A 25,814-nucleotide genomic window follows, 5' to 3' on the forward strand; every position below is an offset into this window, starting at 1 on the left:
GCATGCCTGAACTGAACGGGCACGAGGCCACCGACAGCGCGCAGCGCCTCGCCACCCCCATGGGCCGTCGCGCCTTCGTCATCGGCGCGGGCGCCCTGCTCGGCGCCGCCGCACTCAACCTGCCCTCCTCCGCCCGCGCGGCCGAGAAGCTCGCCGCGGCGGCCGACGCGGCGGACAACGTGCTCGCCTTTCCCGGCGCCGAGGGCGGCGGACGCTGGGCCACCGGCGGCCGAGGCAAGCCCGTCTACGAGGTCACCACGCTCGCCGACTCGGGGCCCGGCTCCCTGCGCGACGCCGTCGCCTCCTCCGACCGCACCGTCGTCTTCCGCGTCGCGGGAAACATCGAGCTCAAGGGTGGCCTCGACATCCTCGGCTCGAATCTGACGATCGCCGGACAGACCGCGCCCGGCGACGGCATCTGCGTCGTCGGCAACGAGACGAAGATCAACGACCAGTCGAACATCATCCTGCGCCATCTGCGGTTCCGCGGCACCGACAGCCTCGGCACACCCATCGACACCTTCGGTGTGGAGGGCTGCAAGAACGTCATCATCGACCACTGCTCCTTCAGCTGGGCCGTCGACGAGTGCTGCTCCGTGTACGGGAACGAGAACGTCACCCTGCAGTGGTGCATCATTTCCGAGGGCCTCGCGCAGTCCGTGCACCCGAAGGGGCTGCACGGCTACGGCGGCCTGTGGGGCGGCGACAACGTCACCTACCACCACAACCTCCTGGTCCATCAGGGCGGCCGCAACCCGCGCTTCAGCTTCGTCGAGGACGTCCCGAGCAATGTGGACCACCGCAACAACGTGATCTACAACTACGGCTACACGTCCTGCTACGGCGGCGAGTGGGTGGCCGGCGTCAACATGATCGGCAACTACTACAAGCCCGGCCCCGACACCCTCGCCGACATCGCCCCCGTCATCGTCTCGCCCGACCGCGGAGGCGTCTGGCACGTCAGCGGCAACACCATCGAGGGCCACGACGACATCACCGACGACAACGTGAAGGGCGTGAAGTTCCCGGTCGGCGGCGTCACCCTGCGCGACGAGCCCCTGGAGTTCCCCGACCCGATCGACGCGCAGTCCGCGAAGGACGCCTACGACGCCGTGCTGAAGGGCGTGGGCGCGACACTGCCGCGCCGTGACGCCGTCGACGCGCGCGTCGTCCACGACGCCCGCCACGGCACCGGACGCATGATCAACTCGCAGAAGGAGGTCGGCGGCCTCGTCCCGCTCGCCGCCGCCGAGGCGCCCAAGGACAGCGACCACGACGGCATCCCGGACACATGGGAGAAGGCCCACGGCCTCAACCCGAAGGACGCCTCGGACGGCGCCGCGATCGACTCGGCCACGGGGTACAGCAACCTGGAGCTGTACCTCCACTCCATCAGCGGAACCGGCGCCCCCAACCCCGAGGTCTCCCTCACAGGACCCGACATCGACACCGTGTACGCGAACGCCACGGGAACCGCCGATGTCGCCCTGCGGGCCTCTGCCACCGCGCAGGGGAGCGCCTCCATCAAGACCGTCGCCTTCTACGCCGACGACGAGAAGGTCGGCGAAGCCACCACCGCCCCGTACGAACTCACCTGGAAGGGTGCCACCGCCGGCACGCACCACCTCACGGCCCGCGCCACCGATTCCACCGGCACCGCCACCACGTCATCGCCCGTGCCGGTGCACGTCAACAAGAAGACGGACCTGGGGAGTTGGACGTCCGTCGACCTCGGTGACGTGCCCATCAAGGGCGCCGCCGCCCTCGACTCCGGGAAGTTCACACTGCGAGGCTCCGGAAGGGTCAAGGGCCGCAAGGACAGCTGCCACTTCGTCTACCAGAAGATCGACAGCCCCGGCGACGAGGTCGTCGAGCTGATCGCCCGCGTGGACACGCTCAGCCGCGTCTACTCGGAGGTCATCGCCGGAATCATGATCCGCGACAACCTCACACCGGACTCGCCGTTCAACCTCATCGGCGTCTGTGTCGTCGACGGGGGCCTTAAGTGCGCCGTCAAGCGCATCCACTCGCACGGCACGGAGATGAGCGACGGCAGGTACCCGTACGAGGAGGACGAACTGCTCGACATCAAGCCGCAGTGGCTGCGCATCACACTGCGCGGCGACGAGTTCACCTCCGAGATCTCCCCGGACTCCCTGCAGTGGACGCGTGTGGGCTACGAGCGGATCCCGATGGGCGACCAGGTGTACGCGGGCCTGTTCGTCGACGGCGACAAGCAGGACAACGACATCGCGCACTACGTGACGGCGACGTTCAGCCAGGTGAAAATCAACAAGTAGTCGCCTGGCTAAGGGTGTTCGTCCAGCGGCACCCACACCCGCATCGCGCCGTCGCCGCGGTTGTCCCACTGGAAGTAGGGCACCGCGGCGGCGGGCGCCGGGCGGCGGGTGCGGGGGGCGCCCGGGCTGAGGTAGGGCAGGCCGTCCTGGTGCGGCGCGGCAACCGTGACCGCCTCCGTCTCGATGCGGACCGTGCGGCCGATGCCCGGCAGATCGGGGACGTCGCGCACGCTCAGGTCCGCGTCCGCGTCGAGAGCCAGTTCGTCGACGTAGGGCTGGTCGGCCTGCTCGAAGCAGTGGACGAGTGGGCCGCGTTCGAGCGCCACGCTGCCGCGCAGGGCGTCGATGCGCGGGTGGGCGGCGGTGAGGCGCGGCGTCATGTCGAGGTCCAGGGCGACGGACTCGCCCGCGCGCCAGTGCCGGCGCAACAGCACCCGGCCCTGCGCGTCGGGTGTGACGGGGACGCCGTCGAGGAGCGTGCGGCCGCTCCACGGCGGCACGCGCAGAGCCAGCGTCCACTCCGCGTCCGGCGCCTCCTCCACGGTGACCCGCACCGCGCCCCTCCACGGGTACTCCGTCTCCACGCGCACCGCGATCGGCCCGGCCCCCAGGTCGCAGGCCAGCCTCATCGGTGTGTACAGGTGCAGGAACAGGGCGTCGTCCGTGGTCGTCGCCGCGTAGTGGGGGAGCGAGGCCATCAGGCGGGTCACGGAGGGCGGGCAGCACGCCGACCAGAACCACTCGTCGCGGCAGCGCGGATCGCCCACCGCTTCGGCATGGTCGGGGCGGCGCTGCAACGGGTTGCCCTTGTAGTACGTGCGCCCGTCCACGGAGCGGGCCGCGGCGAACGCGTTGTACAGCGTGCGCTCCAGCAGGTCCGCGTACCGTCCCTCGCCGGTGGCGAGGAGCAGCCGCCACGCCCACTGCATGCTTGCGGCCGACGCACACGTCTCGTTGTACGCGAGATCCGGCGGGAGTTCGTAGCGCTCACCGAAGACCTCCCCGACCTGCCGGGACCCCAGGCCACCGGTGATCGCGGTGCGCGTGGCCACCATGTCGGTCCACCGCGCGGCGCTCGCCGCGAGGAGTTCCTTGTCGCCGGTCTCCACGGCCACGTCCACGGCGCCGGCCTCCAGGTACAGGGCACGTACGACGTGACCGGTGACCGCGGGGGCCTCGCGGACGGGAAGGTGGTCGAGGCGGTGGCGGGCGCCGTGCTTGTGCGGGCCGACGAGGCCGTGGCCGCGGCGTTCGACCATGCGGGCGGCGAGGGTGAGATAGCGCTCGACGCCCGTGGCGCGGTACAGCTCCACCAGGGCCGTCTCGACCTGAGGGTGCCCGTCCAGGCCCGGCCCCTCGTGGTCGAGGAACACCGCGCACAGGTGGTCGGCCAGGCGGCCCGCCACCGTCAGCAACTCCTCGTCGCCCGTGGAACGTTGGGCGGCCACTGCCGCCTGGAAGAGGTGCCCCGCGCAGTAGTGCTCGTGACTGTCGACGAGTCGGGTGTAGCGGTCCGCCGGGTCGGTGAGCTGGTAGTGGGAGTCGAGGTAGCCGTCGGGTTGCTGGGCGCGCGCCAGGAGGCGGGCCGTCTCGGTGAGGAACGCGGTGAGCGCGGGGTCGGGGGAGTGCTGGAGCTGCCACGCCGCGCTCTCCAGCATCTTGTGCACGTCGGAGTCGGCGTAGGCCGGTCCCCGGAAGGCGCCGGATGCGACACCGGCGGCCGTCCGCAGGTTGGCGAGGGCCCCGGAGTCCTCCAGGTGGTGCAGGGCGAGAGGGATGCTCGTCGTGCGGTTGACGTCCAGCCACTGGCCGAACAGGCCGCCGGTGACCGCCAGTCGGAGGTTGCGGGGCGGGCGGTGCGGGGAGAGCGCGGCGTGGGTGGGGCGTACGGGGCCTTCCATCGGTCCTCCAGTGCCTTCCAACGGTCCTCCGGTCTCGGCTGGAGCGGCGGGGGCAGTGCTGTCGGCTAGAGATTCGGCCGCGCCAGGAAAGCGATCGTCTGATCGCGGACGCGGAGGATGTGCGCCTCCAGTGCCTCCCGTGCCCGCAGCCGCTCGCCGGACTCCAACGCGTCGACGATCGCCCGGTGTTCGTCCACCGCGATGTTCAGCCGGGACGGGGTGATGGGCGCCTTGAGGCCCGCGCGGGTCACGTGGATGCTGAGGTTCAGGTCGTCGTGCAGATCGAGCAGCATCGGCAGCCCGCCCAGCTTGACGAGCTCCCGGTGGAAACGGGCGTCGTTGTCCCGGAAGTCGGGGTATCGAGCCGCGTCCCGCACCGCCTCGCCCGCCAACTCCTCGGCCTGTACGACCAGTTCACGCAGCAGCGCGGGCGCCTCCCGGTCCACGCGGTCCACGAAGAGGCGCAGCGCGTGCGACTCCAGCATCAGCCGCAGCTCGAAGAGCTCGTACACGCTGGACAGGGACGGTATCGCCACCGTGAAGCCCACCGAGGACTCGTAGGCGAGCAGCCCCCGCTCGTAGAGGCGGCCCACCGCGCTGCGCACCGGAGTACGGCTCATGTCGAGCCGACGGGCGAACTCCCGCACCGGCACGGCCTGCCCGGGTGTCGGATGCTCCGTCGTCAGCCACTCGACGATCGCCCGCGAGGCGCGTGCTTCCAGGCTTTCCTCGGGGGCCGCGACCTTCTTGCCCTCCGCGCCGTCCACGCCCGTGCCGTCCTCCGCGCGGGCCTGCTGTGCCGCTCGCGCTCGGATCATTGCGCCTCCCAGTGCCGCCGGTTCAACTGCGCATCATGGTATGCCGCAGGTGAGCCGCGTGTCTCGGGGGTGGGCAAGCCGAACTATTGGTTACGTCACGGGGGTTGACGCTCCCGGCATCGCTCAACAAACTCATGGCATACCACCGACATCCCTCTGAGCCTCTCCGAGGTGACCATGGCGCGACACGCGCTGCAAGGGATCATTGCCCCGACCGTGCTGCCCATGACGTCCAGCGGGCTGCTCGACCGGTCATCCCTGGAATGCCACCTGAACGCACTGATCGACGCGGGTGTCCATGGCCTGTGGGTCAACGGGACCACGGGGGAGTTCCATGCCCTGGACGAGGACGCGCGGGGCTCCGCCGTGGACGTCGCGGCCAAGACCGCGGCCGGCCGGGTCTCCGTCGTCGCGCACGTGGGGGACGCCGCGACCCCGCTGAGCATCCGCCAGGCGCGCGCCGCCGTGGACGCGGGGGCCGACGAACTCGCCGTCATCGCCCCGTACTTCACGCCGTACGGGCGCGAGGAACTGCGCGACCACTACCGCGCCGTCGCCGACGCCGTGGGCTTCCCCGTCCTCGCCTACCACTTCCCGCAGCTGACCCCGTCGGCCCTCACCGTCGACTGCGTCCTGCAACTCGCCGAAGAGGGTGTGCTGAGCGGCCTCAAGGACAGCAGCGGCGACCTGACCTGGCTGCGCCGGGTGCTGCGCTCGGCCGCCCGCCGCGACCTCGGCCTCGCCTGTTTCGCCGGAGCGAGCGGCCTGAGCGACATCGCCCTTTACGCGGGCGCCGCCGGGGCCACCAGCTCCCTCGCCAACGTCACCCCCCGCACCCTGGTCGCCCTCTACGAGGCGGCCCGCGCGGGCGACTTCACGTACGCCCGCGCGTTGCAGGAGCGCCTGGAGGACCTGCTCGAAGTGATGGCGGCGGCCCGCCACGAGCACACCCTGTCCGCCACGGTCAGCACCTGCAAGTACGTCCTCGCGGCCCTCGGCCGTATCGAATCCGCTCATGCCGCACCCCCGCTGGCCCGCCTCGACGCCGAGGAGGAACGCCGCCTCGACGCCACCGTGGTGCCCCTCGTCCGCGAGCTGGAGACGGCGGCCCTCGACGCAAAGGAGCGTGGAGATGACTCCTGACCGCACCCCTGTGCCACCCAACCCCCGGAGCGTGGAGCGCCGCATGCTGCTGCGGGCCGGCGGCGGTGTCCTCGCCGCCGCCTCGCTGACCGGCTGCGGCTTCTTCTCGACCGACGCGGAGAACGGCGATTCGGGCGGCGGCGGCTCCAAGGGCAAGGAGGCGCCGTCCCTGAAGAAGCAGGCCGACGCCGGCAAGATCCCGAAGGTGGCCAAGCGCCTGCCGGCCAAGCCCCTGGTGGTCGAGCCCCTCCAGGAGACCGGGGCGTACGGCGGCACCTGGCACTCCGCGATGATCACGCAGGAGGACCTCGGCTGGCTGCGTTTCAGCGTGGGCTACGAGCCGCTGGTGCGCTGGGCCCCCACCTGGCAGGGCGTCACCAAGACCAAGATCCTTCCCAATGTCTGCGAGAAGTACGAGATCAACGGTGGGGGCGAGGAGTTCGTCTTCCATCTGCGCAAGGGCATGCGCTGGTCCGACGGAGAGCCGCTGACCGCCGAGGACTTCGAGTTCGCGTTCAACGACTACAACGCCGATCCCAAGGTGCACCCGGCGGGCCTCTACGCACTGTGGCTGAACAAGAACGGCAAGCCGGCCCGGTGCGAAGCCGTCGACGACCACACCGTCAAGTACGTCTTCGACGCACCGAAGGCGGGCTTCCTGGAAGAGGTCGCGGGCACCACGGGCGTCTTCATGTTCCTGCCGAAGCACTTCATGAAGAAGTACCTGCCGAAGTACAACAAGGACGCCAACAAGGACGCGAAGGCCGCGGGGGCCTCGGACTGGCTGACCCGCCTGGAGACGGTGCAGGAGGTGTGGCAGAACCCGGACCTGCCCACCGTCAACGCCTGGCTGCCCAGGAACCCGGTCACCAAGGGCAGCAGCGTCGTCTGCGAGCGCAACCCGTACTACTGGAAGGTCGACCCCGACGGCAGCCAACTGCCGTACATCGACAAGGTCGTTGTCGACGTTCTGCAAGAGGTCGAGGTCGAGGTCCTGAAGATCTCCAACGGTGATCTGGACATGCAGATGTACCAGTTCGGCACGGTCCGCAACAAGCCGGTGATCTCACGCAACCGCTCCAAGGGCGGCTACCGCATCGCCGAGGTCGAGCCGGACTCCGCCAACACGATGATCATCGGCTTCAACCAGACACACCCCGACAAGAAGAAGCGCGCCCTCTTCGCCGACAAGGACTTCCGCGTCGGCCTGTCCTACGCGATCAACCGGAAGAAGATCATCGAGACGGTCTTCGCGGGCCAGGGCCGGCCCTGGCAGGCGGCCCCCGGCCCCGAGAACGAGCTGCACAACGAGGAGTTGGGCACGCAGTACACCGAGTACTCCGTCGCGAAGGCCAACGAGTACCTCGACAAGGCCGGCTTCACCAAGCGCAACGGCGACGGTATTCGTCTCACCAAGGACGGCGACCCGGTCGCCTTCACCGTGCTCGTCGTCTCCGACATGGCCGACCAGGTCGACGCGATGGACATGATCCGAGGCGACTGGCGCAAGGTCGGCGTCGACGCCACCGTCTCCCGCATGGCCGAGACCCTGTACTGGGAGCGCGTCGAGGCGGGCAAGTCGGAGGCAGCCACCTGGGACTGCAACAACTTCGACGTACGCACCGGTGAGGGCGGCAACCACTACTACGCGCCCACCAACCCGCGCGGCTCCTCCCGCTTCGGCGGCGAATGGGCCAAGTGGTATCTGCGCAAGGACAAGGGCACCGGCGGAGACGGCGAGGAACCGCCCGCCCGCATCAAGCACCAACTGGAGCTCTTCGACGAGATGCGGGACACCTTCGACATCGCGCGAGCCACCCGCCTCGCCAAGCAGATCCTGGAGATCACGAAGGAGGAGTTCTACTACATCGGCATCTCCACGCCGCCCAAGGACTACGCCGTCGTCAAGAACACCCTGCGCAACGTCCCGAAGGCATTCAGCGCGGCCGGCCTGTTCCAGGCGCCGGGCCCCACCAACCCCAGCACGTACTACTTCAAGGCCAAGGCCTGAGGGCGGACCGGGAGTTCAGACATGCTGTCGTTCCTCGTCCGCCGCACGGGCTGGATGTTCGTCACCCTGTGGGCCATCTCGCTGGCGACCTTCTTCATCATCAGCCTCCCGCCGGGCGACTACGTCGACACGCTCCAGGCCAACGCCGAGGAGCGCGGCGAGTTCATGGGCCCGGCGGAGGTGGCCGAACTGCGCACCCGCTACGGGCTCGGCCAGTCGTTCCTCGCCCAGTACTGGAAGTGGATCAGCAACATCGTCTTCCACGGGGACTTCGGCCAGGCCTTCGCCTGGAACATGCGCCCGGTCAGCGATCTGATCTGGGACCGTGTCGCGCTGTCCTTCTTCCTCTCCGTGGCCACCCTGCTCATCATCTGGGCGATCTCCTGGCCCATCGGCATCTACTCGGCCGTGCGCCAGTACTCGTCCGGGGACTACATCGCCACGCTCTTCGGGTTCGTGGGCATGGCGGTGCCCGAGTTCATGCTCGCCCTCGTCCTGATGTGGGTCGGCATGCGCTACTTCGGCCAGAGTCCGGGTGGCCTGTTCTCACCCGAGTACCAGGACGCCGCGTGGAACCTCGGCAAGGTCCTGGACGCGGCAAGCCATCTGTGGCTGCCGATCCTGATCATCGCCGTCGCCGGCACCGCGGGCGGCATCCGCATCATCCGCGCCAACCTCCTGGACGAGCTGTACAAGCCGTACGTGGTGGCCGCCCGCGCCAAGGGACTGCCCGAGTGGAAACTCCTGCTCAAATACCCCGTCCGCACCTCCATGAGCCCGTTCATCTCCACCGTCGGCTGGTTGCTGCCCGGCCTGATCAGCGGCGAGACGATCATCTCGATCGTGATGAACCTGCCGACCACGGGACCGCTGATGCTCGGCGGCGTCCTCAACCAGGACATGTACCTGGTCGGCAGCTTCATCCTGATCCTCTCCACCCTGACCGTCATCGGCACCCTGCTCAGCGACCTCGCGCTCGCCTGGTGGGACCCACGCATCCGGCACAGCTACGAGGGAGGGTGAGCGGACCGTGCTGACCCGAACACCCCAGCCCGAAGAGGCGTCCGCCGTCGTCGACGACGCACCCGTCACCGGCGGGCAGGCCTCGCCGTGGCGGCTGATCTGGCGCCGCTTCCGCAAACACCGACTCGCCCTCGTCGGCGCCGTCATCGTGCTGCTCGCCTACTTCGTCGTCGTCTTCGCCGAGATCCTGGCGCCGGCCTCACCCAGCGCCGTGGACGAGAAGCACACCTATGCGCCGCCGCAGATCGTCAAGGTCGACCTCAGCTGGGACGACGGCCTGCGGTTCTACGCCAACGGCTACACCACCGAGCGCGACCCGGAGACCTTCGAGCAGATCCACACCGTCGACCCCGACAAGCGGATCCCGCTGAAGTTCCTCGCCAAGGGAGACAGCTACCACTTGTGGGGACTCATCCCCGGCGACCGCCACCTGTTCGGGGCGGTGCACGCCGACCAGAAGGTCTACTTCCTCGGATCGGATCGCTCGGGTCGCGACATGCTGTCCCGCATCATCCACGGCGCACGCGTGTCCCTGTCCATCGGCCTGGTCGGGGTCGCCGTCAGCTTCCTGCTCGGCCTGTTCTTCGGCGGCATCTCCGGCTACTTCGGCGGCAAACCGGACCTCACCATCCAACGCATCATCGAGTTCCTCATGTCGATCCCGACCCTGCCGCTGTGGCTGTCGCTGTCGGCGGCCGTGCCCGACGAATGGGGGCCGCTGGCACGGTACTTCGCCATCACCACCATCCTGTCCGTGATCGGCTGGACGGGTCTCGCACGGGTGGTGCGCGGGCGGTTCTTCTCGCTGCGCGAGGAGGACTTCGTCACCGCCGCACGGCTCGACGGCTGCAGCCGCCCCCGGATCATCTTCCGGCACATGGTCCCGTCGATGTCGAGCCATGTCATCGCCTCCCTGACGATGGCGGTGCCCGGCATGATCCTCGGCGAGACCGCGATGAGCTTCCTGGGCCTGGGGCTCCAGTCGCCCGCCGTCAGCTGGGGCGTGCTGCTTCAGGAGGCGCAGAACATCCGCACCGTGGAGAGCGCTCCATGGCTGCTGATCCCGGGCGTCGCGGTGTTCGTCACCGTGCTCGCCATGAACTTCGTCGGCGACGGACTGCGCGACTCCGCCGATCCGTACAAGTAGCCCGTACAGGTAGCCCGTACACGTAGGGAGAGGCGATGAAGCAGCCGGACACGCTGCTCGAGATCGAGGATCTGCACACCGGATTCGAACTCGACGACGGGGTCGTACGGGCGGTGGACGGCGTCGACCTCACCATCCGCCGCGGCGAAGTCCTCGCCGTGGTGGGCGAGTCGGGGTGCGGCAAGAGCGTCATGGCCCGCTCCGTACTGCGCCTGGTCGACAAGCCGGGCCGGATCACGGGAGGACACATCCGGGTGCACGGCGACGACGGTGTCGTCGACATGGTGGATGCGCCGGGCCCGGAACTGCGCTCCGTGCGGGGCCGCAAAGTGGCCATGGTGTTCCAGGAACCCATCGCCTCCATGAGCCCCATGCACACCCTCGGCAACCAGATCGGCGAGGCGCTGATCCTGCACGGCGAGGCCACCAAGGCCGAGGCCCGCACCCGCGTCGTCGAGCTGCTGCGCCGGGTCGGGATCGCCGCACCGGAGCGCCGCGTCGACGAGTACCCGTTCCAGATGAGCGGTGGCATGCTGCAGCGCGCCATGATCGCCATGGCGTTGTCCTGCGGCCCCGACCTGCTCATCGCTGACGAACCCACCACCGCTCTCGACGTCACCACCCAGGCGCAGATTCTCGACCTGCTGCGCGAACTGCAGCGGGACACGGGCATGGCGATCATGCTGATCACCCATGACCTCGGCGTCGCCGCCCAAGTGGCCGACCGCATCGCCGTCATGTACCTCGGCTCGGTCGTGGAGTCCGGCACCACGGACACCGTGCTGCGCAGCCCCCGCCACCCCTACACCCGCGCCCTGCTGCGCTCGGTCCCGAAGCTGGGCGCGGGCTCCCGCGAACGGCTGCGACCCGTGCGGGGCATGGTGCCGGGGCCGTACGCACGGCCGCCGGGCTGCCCGTTCCACCCGCGCTGCGACGAGTTCATGGCTGGACGCTGCGACGTGACCGTGCCCCGCGCGGTCGCGGCCCCGCTGCCCGCCCCGGCGACCGGCAGCGACGGCAGGGTCAGCTGTCTGCTGTACGACGACACCACTGAGGAAGGGGAGCCGGCCGCATGACCGTCACCGATACCCGCACCCGGGCCGCGCTCCTGGAGACACGGGGCCTGACCAAGCACTTCCCCATCCGCCGCGGCCTGTTCGGCCGCACCGTCGGAGCGGTCCGCGCCGTGGACGGCGTCGACCTGAAGGTGCCGGCCGGACGCACCCTCGCCCTCGTCGGCGAGTCCGGTTGCGGCAAGAGCACCCTCGGCCGTTGCCTGCTGCGCGTCCACGAACCCACCTCCGGAGAGATGGTCTACCGGCGCACCGACGGCACCACCGTCGACCTCGCCGCCCTCGACGAGAAGGCCCTCAAGCCGTACCGCAGCGAGATCCGCCTCGTCTTCCAGGACCCGTTCGCCTCCCTCAACCCGCGCATGACGCTGCTCCAGATCGTCGGCGAACCCCTCCGCGTCAACCTCGGTCTGAACGCCAAGGACACCGAGGAACGCGTCGCGGAGCTGCTGCGCCGTGTGGGCCTGCGCCCCGAGTATCTACGCCGCTACCCGAACGCGTTCAGTGGCGGTCAACGCCAACGTGTGGGTATCGCAAGGGCGTTGGCGCTCGCGCCCCGCCTCGTCGTCGCCGACGAGGCGGTCAGCGCCCTCGACGTGTCGGTGCGCGCCCAGATCCTCAACCTGCTCAAGGACCTCCAGGACGAGTCCGACCTCACGTACGTGTTCATCTCGCACGACCTGGGCGTCGTCGAGTACATGGCCGACGAGGTAGCCGTCATGTACGTGGGCCGTGTCGTGGAGACCGGCGCCACCGACGCCCTGTACGGACAGCCCCTGCACCCCTACACCGAGGCACTCCTGTCGGCCGTCCCCGACCCCGACCCGGCCGCCCGGCGCCGCGAGCGCATCGTGCTGCGCGGTGAGGTCGCCGACGCCTCCGCCGTACCGCCCGGCTGCCCGTTCCATCCGCGCTGCGCCTACGCACAGGACGTGTGCCGCACCGAGGTGCCCGAGCTGCGCCCCGTCGCGCCCGGCCGCGCCTCGGCCTGCCACTTCGCAGGACAGCTCGGCCTGAGGGGAGTCGACGTCTCATGACTGGTGACCCGCGCTTCGACGGGGTGCTGCGCCCGCGCCCCGACGACCCGGACGTGCGCGAGGCCCTGCTGCCCACGCTGCACCCCGGCGACAGCCATGCCGCCTGCCTGCTGGAACTCGACGACGGCGACCTGCTGTGCGCCTGGTTCAACGGCCCCGATGAAGGCGACCGCGACACGAATGTGATCCTCGCCCGCCTCCCGCGCGCCGGCGACCGCTGGGACACGCCCGTCGCCCTGTCCGCCGACCCCGACCGCGCGGAGCAGAACCCGGTGCTCGCGACCGGACCCGACGGCGCCGTGCACCTGTTCCACCCCTCCGACGAACCCCACGACCAGAAGACCGCCCGCCTCGTCACCCGCGTCTCGCACGACGGCGGCCGCACCTGGGCCGCCCCGCGCACCGCCCACGACGGACCCGGCCTGTTCGTGCGCAACCCGCCCCTCGACCCCGGGGACGGCTCGTGGCTCCTTCCCGCCTACCGCTGCCGCCCCGAAGGCGAGCACTCCACGGTCCTCATCAGCGAGGATGCGGGCGGCACCTGGAAGGAGTACGACGTCCCCGGCAGCGACCACCTCGTCCAGCTGAGTGTCGTGCCCCGCTCCGACGGTTCACTGCTCGGCCTGCTGCGCAGCCGCGCCGCCGACCGCATCCACGCCACCGCCTCCGTGGACGCCGGCCGTACCTGGACGACCCCGGTGCGGACCGAACTGCCCAACAACAACTCGGCAGTTCAGGTGATCCGGCTGCGCAGCGGCACCTTCGCCCTGGTCTACAACCACGCGAGCCTGGAACGCGGAGAGTACCGCTGGGTCGGAGAGGGCCCGGGCCGCCGTAAGAAGGCCCTGCGCACCCCGCTCACCCTCGCCCTCTCCGACGACGAGGGCCGCACCTGGCCCTGGCGTCGCGACCTGCAAGTGGCCGACGACGAGTACCGGGACACTGAACTCGGCTACTCCTACCCCTGCCTGCTGCAGACCCGCGACGACCGCATCCATGTCGCGTACTCCTACCTGCGCAAGACCATCAAGCACGCCGTGGTGACGGAGGCCTGGATCAGGGAGGGCGGTCGTCCGTGACGATGACCGAACGCTGGGACGTCTTCGAACTGACCCTGACCGGGCCCGCCACCGAAAACCCCTACCGGGACGTCGAGTTCGCCGCCGACTTCCGGCACGGCCACCGCGTCGTACCCGTGGCCGGCTTCTACGACGGCGACGGCAGGTACACCGTGCGGTTCATGCCGGACCGGCAGGGGCCGTGGACGTACACCACCCGCTCGACCGTCACCCAACTGGACGGCGTGCAAGGGGAGTTCATATGCGTGCCACCAGTGCGCGGCAACCACGGGCCGGTACGGGTCGCGGGGCCGCGCACCTTCGCGTACGCCGACGGCACCCCGTACCACCCCTTCGGAACCACCTGCTACCACTGGACCCACTACGAGGACGAGGACCTGGAGGAGTGCACGCTGGGCACCCTGGCGCAGTCCCCGTTCAACAAGGTCCGGATGTGTCTGCTGCCCACGCGTGCGATGGTCCCGCCCCGGCTTCCGTACCCGGGCATCGGCGAGCGCCCGCCCGCGCCACGGGAGTTGGACACCACTCGTTTCGACCCGGAGTTCTTCCGCCGCTTCGAGCGCCGCGTCCGTGACCTGCGTGACCTCGGGATAGAGGCGGACATCATCCTCTTCCATCCCTACGACGAGGGGCACTGGGGCGTCGACGACATGAGCCGCGAGGAGGACCTCGCCCTCGTCCGGTACGCGGTCGCCCGGCTGGCACCCCTGCGCAACGTCTGGTGGTCGATCGCCAACGAGTACGACTTCAACAAGGCCAAGACCGTCGACGACTGGAACCACATCGGCCGCCAGGTCCAACGGGCCGACCCCTACCAGCACTTGAGGTCCATCCACAACGGAACCCGCATGTACGAGTACGAGCGCATCTTCGACTTCCGGACGCCGTGGACCACCCACCAGTCCATCCAGCACTGGGACGCCGCACTCGCCCCCGCGTGGCTCGACCGCGTACCGAAGCCGGTCGTCATCGACGAGATCGGCTACGAGGGGATCCTCGGCCGCCGCTGGGGCAACCTCACCGGGCAGGCACTGCTGCGCCAGTTCTGGCACGGCATGGCCGCCGGCGCATACGTCGGGCACGGCGAGTGCTATCCGGAGCGGGACCCCGAGGGCTCGGCATGGATTTCTCGGGGCGGACGGCTGTACGGCGAGGTGACGCCGAGGCTCGCGTTCCTGCGGACCGTGTGGGAGGAGAGCCCCGAGGCGGTGTTCACCTACTTCGGCGACCGCCGCCACCGGCACCGGGAGGTGACGCTCCCGGAGGTGGGCGGCCCGTGGCGACTCGACCTGATCGACACGTGGAACATGACGGTCACTCCGCTGCCGGGGCCGGCGCGCACGGGCCGCGTCCGGATACCGCTCGACCACCGGCCGGACCTGGCGCTGCGGATTCGGAAGGCCTGACAGGGGAGACCCATGCACACGACACCGCGCAACCATGCCCCCGTGCACGCCGACGGCACCCGCTTCCGGCACGCAGACGGCACGCCCTACCACCCGCTCACCACCACCGTCCCCCAGGCCGACGACGCCACCGTCCGCGCGCTGGCACTCTCCCCGTTCAACCGGGTCCGCCTCACCCGGTCCCGCACGCTTCCCCTCGGCACCCTCGACCGCCAGGTCGCCGCCCTCGCTTCCGCCGGCATCCAGGTGGAGGTCGACCTCACCGGACGCGACATCCCGCAGACCGTCGACCGCCTGGCGCCCCACCCCAACGTGTGGTGGTGCGCCCCACCGGACCACGAAGCGCAGACCGACATCCTGGAACACGACCACGGCCACCACCCGCTCACCGTGCACGGTCCGCCCGACACGGACTTCGGTGCCCCCTGGATCACCCACGCCTCCGTGCGCGACCCGCAGACCCGCACGGTCTCCCGCCTCGTCCACGAACTCGGCAAACCGGTCCTGTTCGATGCCTGTGGCGCCGAGGGCGACGCGCCCGACGACGCCGAACAGGCGCTGCCCGGGCAGGAGTTGATGTGCCGAGTCTGGGAGGCGGTGTGCCGCGGCGGCTACGCGGCCCACGCCGAGACATGGGGAACCAGCCCATGGAGCCGATCCGGCGGGAGCCCGGCCGGAACGGCGGTGGCGCGGTTCGCGTTCCTGCGTGACGTCCTCGACGCAGCGCCCCGCGGCCTGGCGCACGCCCCGGAGACGTACGACGCGTCGACGCTGGAGTCGCCGGGGGAGTATCTGCTCCAGTACCTGGGCCCACACCGCTACCCGCGCCGCTCCTTCGCCCTCGCCGCGGGCGCCTGGTCCGTCGAGGTCCTCGACACCTGGAACATGACGGTGCGTCCGCGGCCCGGAGCGGCCGGCGGCGCCCCGGTCGAAGTGGAACTGCCCGCGCGGCCGTACCTCGCGATACGGCTGCGCAGGCGTGGTTGACGCGACTCACCAGTCCTTGCCGGAGGCCGCCTGCGCCTTGATGTACGCGGGGATGTCCACGGTCTCGGCCACCTTCAGCGCCGAGGACACCCGCAGCCCGTCCTTGAGTACGTGCTGCCGGAACACCATGTACATCGGGATGTCCCAGTACTCGGTGTTCTTGTAGTCCTTGACGACGGCGTTGTCACCCCAGAACACACCCGAGGTGTCGATCTTGGCCAGCTCCGGGATCGCCTTGCCGAACGCCGCCTCCACCGCGCCCGAGCGGAGCGTCGGCTTCATGGCGTGCCGGGACAGCTCCACCTGTGCCTCCTGCGACACCAGCCACTTCAGCACTTGCAGCGCCTCGGCCTTCTTCGTCGACTGCGGCGGCAGGAAGGCGGCCATGGTGTTGGGCTGGTAGACGGCGTTGTCGCCGCTGCCGAGCACCGGCACCGAGGTGACGCCCAGCTCGATGTTCTTGGCGAGCTCGCGCCACTCGGCCGCGTCGTCCGGCTCCAGGTACAGATCGTTGAGGGCGTAGCCGCCGAGCTTGCGGAGGTTGTCGACGGCCATGGCGACATGCCCGGTCAGCAGGTAGTCGTCGACCGTGGTGAAGATGTTGTGCGGCAGGAGGAGGAACCGCTCCAGGTTGCTGCCGAGCCGCTGCCAGCCCGCCGAGGTGATGTCGATCTTCACGTCCTCGGGCTTCGGGTTCTCGCTCGCGCCCGGCGCGAACGGGTACAGGCCCAGCTGATTGCCCTCCAGGTACTGGTCCGGGTGCTGCAGGTAGCCCTTGTACGCGACGAGGTCCTGCTCGAACGTGAGCTTCTTGGCGAGGCGGAACGCCTCGTCGTACGTCGTGCCGTTCGTCGGGGGCCGCACCCCCTTCATGTCGAGGATCTTCTTGTTGTAGTAGAGGAGGTACTCGTCGATGAACAGCGGCACACCGTACAGGCCGCCGTCCGAACGGGATCTGACGATCTCGACCGCGGCCGGGTTGAGGGAGCCCAGGTCGATGCCGGTCGAGCGCAGGTCGTCGGTGAGGTCGCGGACCCAGCCGCGCGGCTCCAGGTCGCGGTCGATCCGGCGGCGCGGGTCCTCCAGGACGATGTCCGGCACGACGCCGGCCTTGTCGAGGTCCTCGTAGCGGATCGGGTAGTCCCAGGCCGCCCACTTGAACTTCATGCCGGGGAACGCGGCGCGCAGCTTGTCGCCGATGACCTTCTCGAAGAAGCCCGCGTACTCGAAGGGCTTGTAGTTGGCCATGAAGATGAAGATCTCGTCGTCGCAGACCTCGAACGGCTCGTCGTACCGGTTCGGGATCGTCGTGCAGGCGGCGCCGGAGGCCGAGGTCCGTACGGACGTCCGAGCTGTGCTCTTGACGGCCGTGGCCTGCGCCGGAGCCGACGCGGCCAGGGTGACGCCGGTGAGCGCCGCCGCGCCCAGCGTCGCGCCGGTGGTCACGACTTTGCGCCTGCTCGGGCCGGAGGGCTGTTGTTCGGGGGTGTTCGGTGTCGCGCTCATAGAGATTCTCCTGTCGAGAACGATCGGGAACTCCACTGGTATGCCACCTGGATGCCACAATGGTTCCGTCGTCCGTCGTGAGGGTCAACACCTGTGCGGGAACGGAGAGTTGAGAATGGTGCTCATAGGTGAGAAAGGCCGATTCCTGCGCCTCGACGAAGGGGGAGGAGACGGGCTGCGCCTCACTCTCGGCGCGGTGGGCCCGCCGGACGCGGTCTGCGCCGCCATGGCGCTCGACGACCTGTTCGTGGTGTCCCTCGGCAGGCCATGGACCCTGGCCAGGCCCGGACTCGTGGCGCCGGACGTCAAGGGGGACGGTGGCGCCGTCCGGGTGCGCGGCACCGTCGCGGGTTGCCCCGCGCTCGCCGTCGACCTGCGGCTGTGGTTCGAGAACGGATTCCTGTACGTGGCTGTGGAGTACCGCAACGAAGGCGAATCTCCTTTGCGGGACGCGGTGTTGGGGGTTGCCGTGCCGCTGCCCGCCCGCCGCCCGGAGGCGGTGACCCTGCCCCAGGTGTACTACCGCGGCAACCCCTCCTCCGACCCGACCCGCACCGTGCCCCGCGTGACCGGCGCCGACGGCTCCGGCCTTGTCGTCGAGGACCACCGGCTGCCCGTGCCCTGCGCCCACGCCGAATGGGGAGCGGGCGCGACAGCCTGGTATGCCACCCTGTACGCGGTGCGGCCCGGCGAGGGATCACTCGGGGCGGTGCCCGCCGGCCGGGGCGTGACGCTCGTCGGCGCGAGCGGGGCCACCCTGTTCGCGGGCCGACCGGACACGGTCTACGTCCACAAGAACCGCACCGCCCCCTACGAAGGTGGCTACCTCGACCTGCCGCCCGGCGCGGCCCACCGCACCCGCCACGCCCTCGACTGGGGCCGCCCGGCACGCCGTGGGCACGGTTTCCGAGCGATGGTCCACCGCGGCCTGGACCTCTACCGGCCGCGCGGCGCCCGCCCGTTGGATCTCGACGCGATCGTGCGGCACAAGGAGCGGGCCCTGGACCGACGGTGGTACGAAGCCGAAGGGGCCGCCGGCTACCTGAAGTTCATCGGTCCCGGCCACACGCCCGGCTTCATGTACGGCTGGACCGGTCAGGCCCTCAAGCTCGCCTGGTGCGACGCACGCTTCGGCGTCGACCATGCTGAGCGGTGGCGCATCCAACGGGCCCGCAGTGCCGTCGACTTCTACCTCGACGGCAGCGCCGCACCCGACGCCCCGGGCCTGCGCCTGAGCTTCTACGCCACCGAGGAGCGCGCCTGGTCGGGCTTCACGAGGGACGACATCGGGCCGTTCGTCTCGGCCCGCGCCTACGGCGACACCCTGTGCGACCTCGCCGACGTGATCGAGCTGTTCCGCGCCCACGGGTACGCCGTACCGCACCGCTGGGTGGCCGCCCTGCTCGAAGGGGTCGGCGCGACGTGCGGCGAGGGCGAGGCCCCGCCCCCGTACGGCTGGCGGCCCGACGGAAGCCCGCTGCCCGGCGACGGCTCGGCGGCCGGACTTCCCTGCGTCCTCGCCCTGGTGAAAGCGCACCGCGTCACCGGGGACCACGACCTGCTGCGCCGCGCGGAGAGTCTTGCGGACGCCTACCGGCGGCGCAACGCCACCGACTTCACCACCCCGTTCGCCCACGCCACCCTCGACGCCGCCTGCGAGGACAAGGAGGGCGGCATCGGCTACTTCCTCTGCACCTTCGAACTCCTGCGGCTCACCGGCAAGAAACGCTGGGCCACGGCCGCCCGGACAGCGGCCGACTGGCTGCTCACCTGGGTCTACCAGTGGGACCCGCCGTTCAGGAACGGCTTCCGCACGACCGGCTGGCCCGGCGTCAGCGTCCAGAACCATCACGTCGACGTCTTCTTCCCGGCGTACGAACTCGCCCTCCTGGGAGACATGTTGAATGAACCGCTCTACCGCCGCCTCGGCGAGACAACGCTGCACTCCTTCGGCCAGGGCATCTGCACCCGGCCCGGGGAGTGGGGCTTCCAGGCGGTGGGCGAGCAGGCCGAGGGCTTCTTCCCCACCAATTGGCAGGACCGCGGCACGAGCAACACCTGGAACCCTTCGTGGGTGACGGCCCAGGTGCTGTCGCAGGCGTTGCGGATGCGGAAGCGGTAAGGGGGTAGCGAAGGAGCGTGACACTTTCCCGGAGAGTGTCACGCTCCTTCGCTACGCGCAGTCCTCCCGGCCGGACGCTCACCCCCGCGCACCGGCAGCGGGCGGTGCACGCCACGCGGCCGGTACCCCAAGGCCTCCGACACGCCCAGGTGCTCGGCCAGCAGCCACGTGACCGCCAGCCACATCTCCGTGCCCTGAAGCCCCGGGCGGTGCGTGGGGCGGGTGCCAGGTTCCAGGGCGAACGAGAAGCCCGCGTCGTCGTGCCAGCGGTCGTCCAGGATGCGGTCCAGTTGACCGCGCGCCCAGTCGCGGCCCTCGCCGAGCCGGTGGGTGGTCTGACGTGCGCACAGCCACAGTGGATGGATCACGTCCAGGACGTCGCAGGCCGTGCCGCGGTCCGGGCCGAACCAGGCCGGGTCCTTGCTGTGCGTCAGGACGGTGTCGACCGTGCGCTCGGGGTACGGCAGTGGCAGGCCGAACTGTGCGTAGGTGCCACGCGTCGCCCGGTAGAAGCCGTTCACCGGCTGCCGCAGGCCGTCTTCGGCGTGCCGACCGCCCCACATGCCGAGCATCGGATCGGCCCGTGTGAGCAGCCAGCCGAAGAGTGTGTCCGTCAGTGGCGAAGGGCCCGCGGCGAAGTGCAGCGCCGTGCCCGCCCCGTCCACCCAGTGCCCGCTGCGCCACGCCTCGGTGTGCCAGGGCAACGCGTCCAGGCGGCGCACCAGCTCCTCGGGCGACAGCTCCGTCACGGCGCGCACGGGGTGCGGGAAACGGGAGCCGAGCAGCTCGAGCGCGTAGCCGACGGAGAGGATGTGGTACATCGCGTCGGAGTCCGACCAGGACGGCGCCGCGTGGCCGAGCTCCGGGACCAGGCCCGTGGCCGGGTCCTGCAACTCCCGCAGTCTTGTGGTGAGTTCGGGGCCGCTCTCGCCCGGTGGAGGGCCGTCCAGGAGCAGCGCCGCGATCTCCACCGCGTCGCACACCGCCCGCACCGTCGGCGCGGCCCCGGGGCGGTCCGTCCACGTCCCCTCGCCGTCGCGGCGGTGATCGAGGAGTGCCGGCGCCTGCTCCCGCGCCCGCTGGGCGAACCGTTCGAGGCGGGAGTCCAGGCTGCCGGGCCCGCGCGGCGTCGTCCCCGTGTCACGTCGGTCGCGCAGCCTGCGCGCCGGGTTCCCCGCCGCGACCGACCAGGCGGGCAGGTCCTTGGTGACCACCGCCCCCGCCCCGATCACGCAGTGGTCGCCGATGGTGACACCGTCCACGACGACGACGTGCGAGCCGATCCACACGTCGTCGCCGACCGTGATGCCCTGAGAGGTCAACGGCTGCCGGTGTACGGGGGTGTCCGGCGCGAAACCGTGGTTGAAGCCGAGCAGCGAGGTGTGCGCGCCCACCCGAACCCCGTCCCCGAACGTCACCCGGCCGCGGACTGTCGCGTACGGGTTGACGGTGCAGTCGCTGCCCGCGCGCACGTCGTCCGTGACGACGGCGTGCCCACCGATGTACGAGCGGTCGCCCAGGTACAGCGTGTCGGCATGGACCGCCGCCCACGGAGACACGAACACCCGCTCCCCGAAGGAGGCGTCCCCGATGCGCCGCAAGAGTTCCTTTTGGTAGGCGAGTTGGCGTGCCTGCTGCGTCGCGTCGCTGTGACCCCAGAACTCCCAGGGGCAGTGGTCGAACCGTTCAGGCTGGGTCGTTTCAGTGTCCACCGGTCACCTCTGCCCGTACGGGGCCCTCCACATGCTCGACCCGATCGGGTTCGGCGAGGTATCCGAACTCGACGTCACAGAGGCGCAGTTCACGGATCGGCGCGTGGGCGTAGCCGCGGGCGAGTACAGCGCGCCGCGCACGGTCGACCGTGCTGTTGCTGACGCTGATGTCCCGCACCCGTGGCGGGTAGCCGCCCGTGTCGCCCTCGCCGCGGTGGAAGTCGCACGTCACGAACTCCTTGGTGAGGTTCGTGACCGTGAGATCGGTCAGGTGGATGTTCTCCGCGAAGCCGCCGCGCACCGAGTTCGTCTTGATGTAGAGGCCGAAGTACAGGCCCGGCCCGCCGATGCGGCAGCGCCGCACATACACGTTGCGGATGCCGCCGGTCATGTCGCTGCCCAGCGTGACGGCGCCGTAGCGGTGCCGCAGCACGCAGTCCTCGATCACGATGTTCTCGCTGGGCCGGCCGACCCGCCGTCCGTCCGCCTCGCGGCCCGACTTGATGGCGACGCAGTCGTCGCCGGCGGTGATGTCGCAGCGGCGGATCACCACGTCGCGGCAGGACTCGGGGTCGATACCGTCGTTGTTGGGGCCGATGCTGTCGATGGTGACGTCCTGGACGAGGACCTTCTCGCACAGCACCGGGTGGATCTCCCACATGGGGGAGCGGACGATCGTGACGCCCTCGACGAGCACCCCGTGACAGCTCTGGAACTCGAGGAAGTTGGGGCGGAAGCGGTAACCGTCGGCATAGACCCGGGACTCGACCGGGTCGCCGTTCTCGGCCTGCCGCCACAGCGCCGGCCAGTCCTCCTCCTGATGGTGCACGCCGGGACGCCAGCCGAACTCGGCCTGCCCGGACCACGGCCACCAGTGCGCGTCGTCGGCCTGCCCGTCGAGGACGCCCCGCCCGGTGACGGCGACGGTCCGCTCGTCGCGCGCGTACACCAGCGGCGAGTAGCCGTAGCACTCCACGCCCTGGAAGCGGGTGAGCACGGCGGGAAGATACGCGGCCGGGTCCCGGTGGAAGCGCAGCGTGGCGCCCTCCGCCAGGTGCAGCTCCACATGGCTGCGCAACCGGACGGGGCCGGTGAGGTAGGTGCCCGGCGGCACGGTAACCCGGCCGCCGCCCGCGCTGTGGCAGTCGGCGATCGCCCGGCGCAGCGCGGTGGAGGAGTCGGTGGCACCGTCGCCCACGGCCCCGTACCGCGTGACGGGGAAGTCCTGGTCGGGGAAGCGGGGGCGGGTCACCCGCGCCACTATCGCGTCGGCCTCCCGCCAAGGCGCCTCGGTGTCCATCAGCCCGTCACCGCCTCACCGTTGATGGTGACGCGTTCGAGCACCAGGCCCTCGACATTGCGCAGTTCGTTAGGGCCGGTCATGCCGTCGAAGGCGCAGTCGACGAGGCGTACGTCGCGGATCGGGTTGGCGGCGTTGCCGAACAGGGTCCAGGCGCGCGGTCCGCTGGCGGCCGTCAGCCGCCGCACCTCGATGCCGCGTACGTCGGGGTAGTACGCCCCGGTGTCGATGTTCTCGTAGTTCAGCGCCACCTCGACGACCACGTCGCCGACCTGTCCCACCTCGATGTCGCTGCACAGCACGTCGCGTACATAACCGCCGCGCACCGGATTGGACTTGATGCGGATCGCCCGGTCCAGGTCCGGGCTGGACATGCGGCAGCCGCGGGCCACGATGTCGCCGACGCCGCCGGTCGTCTCGCTGCCGACGGTGACGCCGCCGTGCCCGTCGCGCATCTGGCAGCCCTCCACCAGGGCGTGCTCCATGGGGACGTTCACGCGCCGCCCGTCGGCGTTCTTTCCGGCCTTGAACGCGACGCAGTCGTCCCCGGTGTCGAAGACGCAGTCCTTGATGTGGACGTAGGAGCAGGACTCGGGGTCGACGCCGTCGTTGTTGGGTCCGTTCGGACTGTCGACGGTGACGCCGCGCACGGTGACGTTCGTGCACAGCACCGGATGGATGTTCCACATCGGCGAGTTGCGGACCGTGACGCCCTCGATGAGTACGTCGCGGCAGCGGTAGAACTGCAGCAGATTGGGCCGCAGACGGTGGCCATCGCCGAACATTCGCTGCTCGACCGGCACCCCGGCCTCGGCCCAGGCGAGCAGCTGCTGCTTCTCCGGCGACTCGGGGGAGGGCCCGCCGTCGACGCCCTTCGTCCAGTCCCACCAGTGCGTGGCGTCGGCCTGCCCCTCCAGGATCCCGGAGCCCGTCACGGCGATGGTCCGGCAGCCGTACGCGTACACGAACGGCGAGTAGTTCATGCACTCGGTGCCCTCGTAGCGCGTGTACACGGCGGGCAGATACGCGGCCGGGTCCTGTCGGAAGCGCAGGGTGGCGCCCTTCTCCAGGTGCAGGTCGATGCGGTCGCGCAGATGGACCGCTCCGGTCAGCCAGTCGCCGGGCGGTACGACGACGCGTCCGCCGCCCGCCGCGGCGCAGGCCTTGATGGCGTCGCGGATCGCCGCGGTGCAGTCCGTCGCACCGTCGCCGACCGCGCCATGGTCGGTGACGGGCACGGTGCGGCGCGGGAACCGGGGGACGCGGATGCCCGCGAGGATCCGCCGAGCGCGACGGTCAGCCTCCGTCGCCTCCGAGGACGCGGCCCGCGCGACGGCGGGGGAGACCAGCAGCGCGGCGCCGGCGCCCGCCGCGGCGAGGAAGGCTCTGCGGCCGGGGGCGCTCACCAGGACCACTCCTGGTCCGGGACGTGCAGCGTGTGTTCGCGCGGCTTCGCCTGAGGCTCGATCGTGCGGGCGGTGTACATGGGTCGGGTCCTGCCTTCCGGTTCGATGCCGATGACGTCGTCCCCGCGCCAGCGCACCGAGAAAGCGCGCCCGGCCGCGGTCTCCTCGGTGACCCGCTCCGGCAGCGGGAACGTGACGGTGATGAGCTCGCCCGCCCGCGGCGCCGCGAGCCGCAGCATGCCGTCCGGAGCCCACAGACCCGGCTCGGCACCGTGCGCGGTGTGCCCGGCGCGCTCGACCCGCAGCCGCGCGTACCCGGCCCACTCGGGCACCCGCATCCGCAGCTCCTCGCAGTCGGCGCGTACCCGAAGGTCCACGCGACCTTCGTGCGGCAGGTGGCTGTGTACGTCGACGTGGGCGCTGCCCCGGTTGAGCAGCAGGTTCACCCGGACCAGGCGCGCGTCGCCGGTGACGGCCGCGGCCCACCCGGTGAACAGGCCGCGCACCCCGGAGCCGACGCAGCACGCCTGCACATCGGCGGTGTGGCCGCGGCCGAGCACGGCGTCGTTGACGTAGTCGTTGGGCGCGCCGTATCCGGCGAACGCTCCGCGGACCCGCTCGCCCACCCGGTACCGGGTGATCCAGCCGGGCTCGTCGAGCGCCCGGTCGGGCGCGGAGCGCACCCAGGACACGTCGGTGAGCTGCGACGCCGTCAGATGGTTGCGCAGGAACCGCTCGACGACCGGCCAGTACTCGTGGTGTCCGGCCCGGGCCAGTGTCGTGCCGATGCCGATGAGGTCCACGAGCGAGCACGTCTCGTGCTCGAACCGCTGCCCAGCGAGGTCGCCCGGCGTCCAGCCGTACGCCGTGCACCGGCCCAGCGCCCAGTCGAACGTCCGGCGCACGAAAGCCGTCAGGGCGTGATCCCCGGTGAACAGTGCGTACTTGGCGATCCCGTCCAGAGTGCCGAGCCGGGTGTGGAAGTGGCCACTGCGGTAGGCGAGCGCCGGATTGAACGAGCCGTCCTCGCCGAACACACCGCTGTGGTGGGTGATCAGCCGGACGAACCAGCCGCACAGTTCCAACGCCTGGGCGTTTCCGGTGAGCCGATGCCAGCGCAGCAGCGGCATGATGAGGCGTCCGCAGAACGAGGCGGGGTCGGGCGCCAGGTGCAGCTGCACCGCGTGGGCCGACGGCCAGCCGTCGCGGGTGTACTCGGAGGCCGGGTAGTACCAGACGTCGCGCTCCTTGACCGCGATCCGGTGCAGCGCCGCGACCTGCCGGTCGGCCGCCTCGGCGACGGCCGGGTCCCCGTCGTCCTGGTACCAGGTGGTGAGCGCGAGCAGGGTGGCCCGCTGGTCGATCAGCCCGGCCGTAGCCTCCCAGTGGCCGCGCGGATGGGTGCGCCGCCAGGTCAGGCCGTCCGGGCCGAGCAGGTCGAGGAGCGTCTTCTTGTACGCCTTCTCGGTCGGCGCCCACCAGTCGGCGCCGGTCATCCGGCGGGCCAGCACGCAGGCGTCGGTGAGCCGCCCGTGACTGGAGCCGTAGTCCCAGTCGCCGTGCCGGAGTTCGGCCGGGTCGGCGAGCAGATCGGCCATGAAGAAGGGGATGCCGTCGAGATCCGGGTCGGCCAGCTGCACGACCGCGTTCATGGCGAGCTCGGCGCGTTCTTCCAGGAGCAGGGTTGCTGGTATGCCAGTCATCTGTGTCTCGCCGTCTCGGAGTCCGAAGGGGCGGTGCTCGGGGCGAACGTCCAGAACGCTAAGTGTGGCCGGTCAGGAGCGTCAAGAGGTCAGAAAGCGCTGGACAAGGCCAAGTGATAGCCAGGCGCGGGGTGTTGACG

General features: G+C 70.4%; 18 protein-coding genes. 11 read left to right on the forward strand and 7 right to left on the reverse strand.

Annotated features, from left to right (window positions below; translation table 11 throughout):
- The first annotated feature begins 2 nt into the window (after nt 1-2).
- On the forward strand, nt 3-2,300 hold the full coding sequence (locus ACOKM3_RS41500) for an Ig-like domain-containing protein (RefSeq protein ID WP_426906477.1): 2,298 nt from the start codon (nt 3-5) through the stop codon (nt 2,298-2,300).
- Between the two features lie 8 nt (nt 2,301-2,308).
- On the opposite strand, the gene ACOKM3_RS41505 is transcribed toward ACOKM3_RS41500, so the two are convergent.
- Entirely contained in the window at nt 2,309-4,201 is a 1,893-nt protein-coding gene (locus ACOKM3_RS41505) for a glycoside hydrolase family 127 protein (protein WP_426906478.1), read from the reverse strand.
- Between the two features lie 65 nt (nt 4,202-4,266).
- Nucleotides 4,267-5,019 carry a GntR family transcriptional regulator gene (locus ACOKM3_RS41510; protein ID WP_426906479.1) on the reverse strand — a complete coding sequence of 251 codons (753 nt, stop codon included), beginning with the start codon at nt 5,017-5,019 and terminating at the stop codon, nt 4,267-4,269.
- A gap of 177 nt (nt 5,020-5,196) precedes the next feature.
- Here ACOKM3_RS41510 and ACOKM3_RS41515 point away from each other — a divergent pair, with 177 nt between their 5' ends.
- The 9 genes from ACOKM3_RS41515 to ACOKM3_RS41555 are packed head-to-tail and all read left to right on the forward strand — an operon-like array spanning nt 5,197 to nt 15,925.
- Nucleotides 5,197-6,162, forward strand: a complete 966-nt coding sequence (locus ACOKM3_RS41515) for a dihydrodipicolinate synthase family protein (protein WP_426907027.1) — start codon at nt 5,197-5,199, stop codon at nt 6,160-6,162.
- Nucleotides 6,152-8,173 carry an ABC transporter substrate-binding protein gene (locus ACOKM3_RS41520; RefSeq protein ID WP_426906480.1) on the forward strand — a complete coding sequence of 674 codons (2,022 nt, stop codon included), beginning with the start codon at nt 6,152-6,154 and terminating at the stop codon, nt 8,171-8,173. The genes ACOKM3_RS41515 and ACOKM3_RS41520 overlap by 11 nt, the downstream gene beginning before the upstream one ends.
- Before the next feature lie 21 nt (nt 8,174-8,194).
- A complete protein-coding gene (locus tag ACOKM3_RS41525; RefSeq protein ID WP_426906481.1) occupies nt 8,195-9,196 on the forward strand; it encodes an ABC transporter permease in 1,002 nt (333 codons plus the stop codon).
- Nucleotides 9,197-9,203: 7 nt separating this feature from the next.
- Entirely contained in the window at nt 9,204-10,343 is a 1,140-nt protein-coding gene (locus tag ACOKM3_RS41530) for an ABC transporter permease (protein WP_426906482.1), read from the forward strand.
- 35 nt (nt 10,344-10,378) lie between these two features.
- The gene (locus tag ACOKM3_RS41535) at nt 10,379-11,419 is read left to right on the forward strand and encodes an ABC transporter ATP-binding protein (protein ID WP_426906483.1); all 1,041 of its coding nucleotides are present in this window, start codon (nt 10,379-10,381) and stop codon (nt 11,417-11,419) included.
- Nucleotides 11,416-12,453 carry an ABC transporter ATP-binding protein gene (locus ACOKM3_RS41540; RefSeq protein ID WP_426906484.1) on the forward strand — a complete coding sequence of 346 codons (1,038 nt, stop codon included), beginning with the start codon at nt 11,416-11,418 and terminating at the stop codon, nt 12,451-12,453. Before ACOKM3_RS41535 ends, ACOKM3_RS41540 begins: the two co-directional genes overlap by 4 nt.
- On the forward strand, nt 12,450-13,532 hold the full coding sequence (locus ACOKM3_RS41545) for a sialidase family protein (RefSeq protein ID WP_426906485.1): 1,083 nt from the start codon (nt 12,450-12,452) through the stop codon (nt 13,530-13,532). Before ACOKM3_RS41540 ends, ACOKM3_RS41545 begins: the two co-directional genes overlap by 4 nt.
- 2 nt (nt 13,533-13,534) lie before the next feature.
- Entirely contained in the window at nt 13,535-14,938 is a 1,404-nt protein-coding gene (locus tag ACOKM3_RS41550; RefSeq protein WP_426907028.1) for a DUF5060 domain-containing protein, read from the forward strand.
- A gap of 12 nt (nt 14,939-14,950) precedes the next feature.
- Nucleotides 14,951-15,925 carry a DUF5605 domain-containing protein gene (locus ACOKM3_RS41555; RefSeq protein WP_426906486.1) on the forward strand — a complete coding sequence of 325 codons (975 nt, stop codon included), beginning with the start codon at nt 14,951-14,953 and terminating at the stop codon, nt 15,923-15,925.
- 6 nt (nt 15,926-15,931) lie between these two features.
- Here ACOKM3_RS41555 and ACOKM3_RS41560 read toward each other — a convergent pair whose 3' ends face one another.
- Complete coding sequence (locus tag ACOKM3_RS41560; protein ID WP_426906487.1) at nt 15,932-17,431, reverse strand: ABC transporter substrate-binding protein; 1,500 nt, start codon at nt 17,429-17,431, stop codon at nt 15,932-15,934.
- A 115-nt stretch (nt 17,432-17,546) separates the two neighbouring features.
- On the opposite strand from ACOKM3_RS41560, the gene ACOKM3_RS41565 reads away from it, so the two are divergent.
- Nucleotides 17,547-19,553 (forward strand): hypothetical protein, encoded by a 2,007-nt coding sequence (locus ACOKM3_RS41565; protein ID WP_426906489.1) that lies wholly within the window; start codon nt 17,547-17,549, stop codon nt 19,551-19,553.
- 38 nt (nt 19,554-19,591) lie between these two features.
- Here the strand turns inward: ACOKM3_RS41565 and ACOKM3_RS41570 are convergent, their stop codons facing one another.
- Genes ACOKM3_RS41570 through ACOKM3_RS41585 form a run of 4 tightly spaced genes read right to left on the reverse strand, consistent with a single transcriptional unit; the run spans nt 19,592 to nt 25,674 of the window.
- On the reverse strand, nt 19,592-21,265 hold the full coding sequence (locus ACOKM3_RS41570; RefSeq protein WP_426906490.1) for an acyltransferase: 1,674 nt from the start codon (nt 21,263-21,265) through the stop codon (nt 19,592-19,594).
- Entirely contained in the window at nt 21,255-22,565 is a 1,311-nt protein-coding gene (locus ACOKM3_RS41575) for a glycoside hydrolase family 28 protein (protein ID WP_426906491.1), read from the reverse strand. The genes ACOKM3_RS41570 and ACOKM3_RS41575 overlap by 11 nt, the downstream gene beginning before the upstream one ends.
- The gene (locus ACOKM3_RS41580; RefSeq protein WP_426906492.1) at nt 22,565-23,971 is read right to left on the reverse strand and encodes a glycoside hydrolase family 28 protein; all 1,407 of its coding nucleotides are present in this window, start codon (nt 23,969-23,971) and stop codon (nt 22,565-22,567) included. The genes ACOKM3_RS41575 and ACOKM3_RS41580 overlap by 1 nt, the downstream gene beginning before the upstream one ends.
- Nucleotides 23,968-25,674 (reverse strand): glycoside hydrolase family protein, encoded by a 1,707-nt coding sequence (locus ACOKM3_RS41585; RefSeq protein WP_426906493.1) that lies wholly within the window; start codon nt 25,672-25,674, stop codon nt 23,968-23,970. Before ACOKM3_RS41585 ends, ACOKM3_RS41580 begins: the two co-directional genes overlap by 4 nt.
- Nucleotides 25,675-25,814 lie beyond the last annotated feature (140 nt).

Source organism: Streptomyces nidicola (genome assembly GCF_050106155.1).
Classification (GTDB): domain Bacteria; phylum Actinomycetota; class Actinomycetes; order Streptomycetales; family Streptomycetaceae; genus Streptomyces.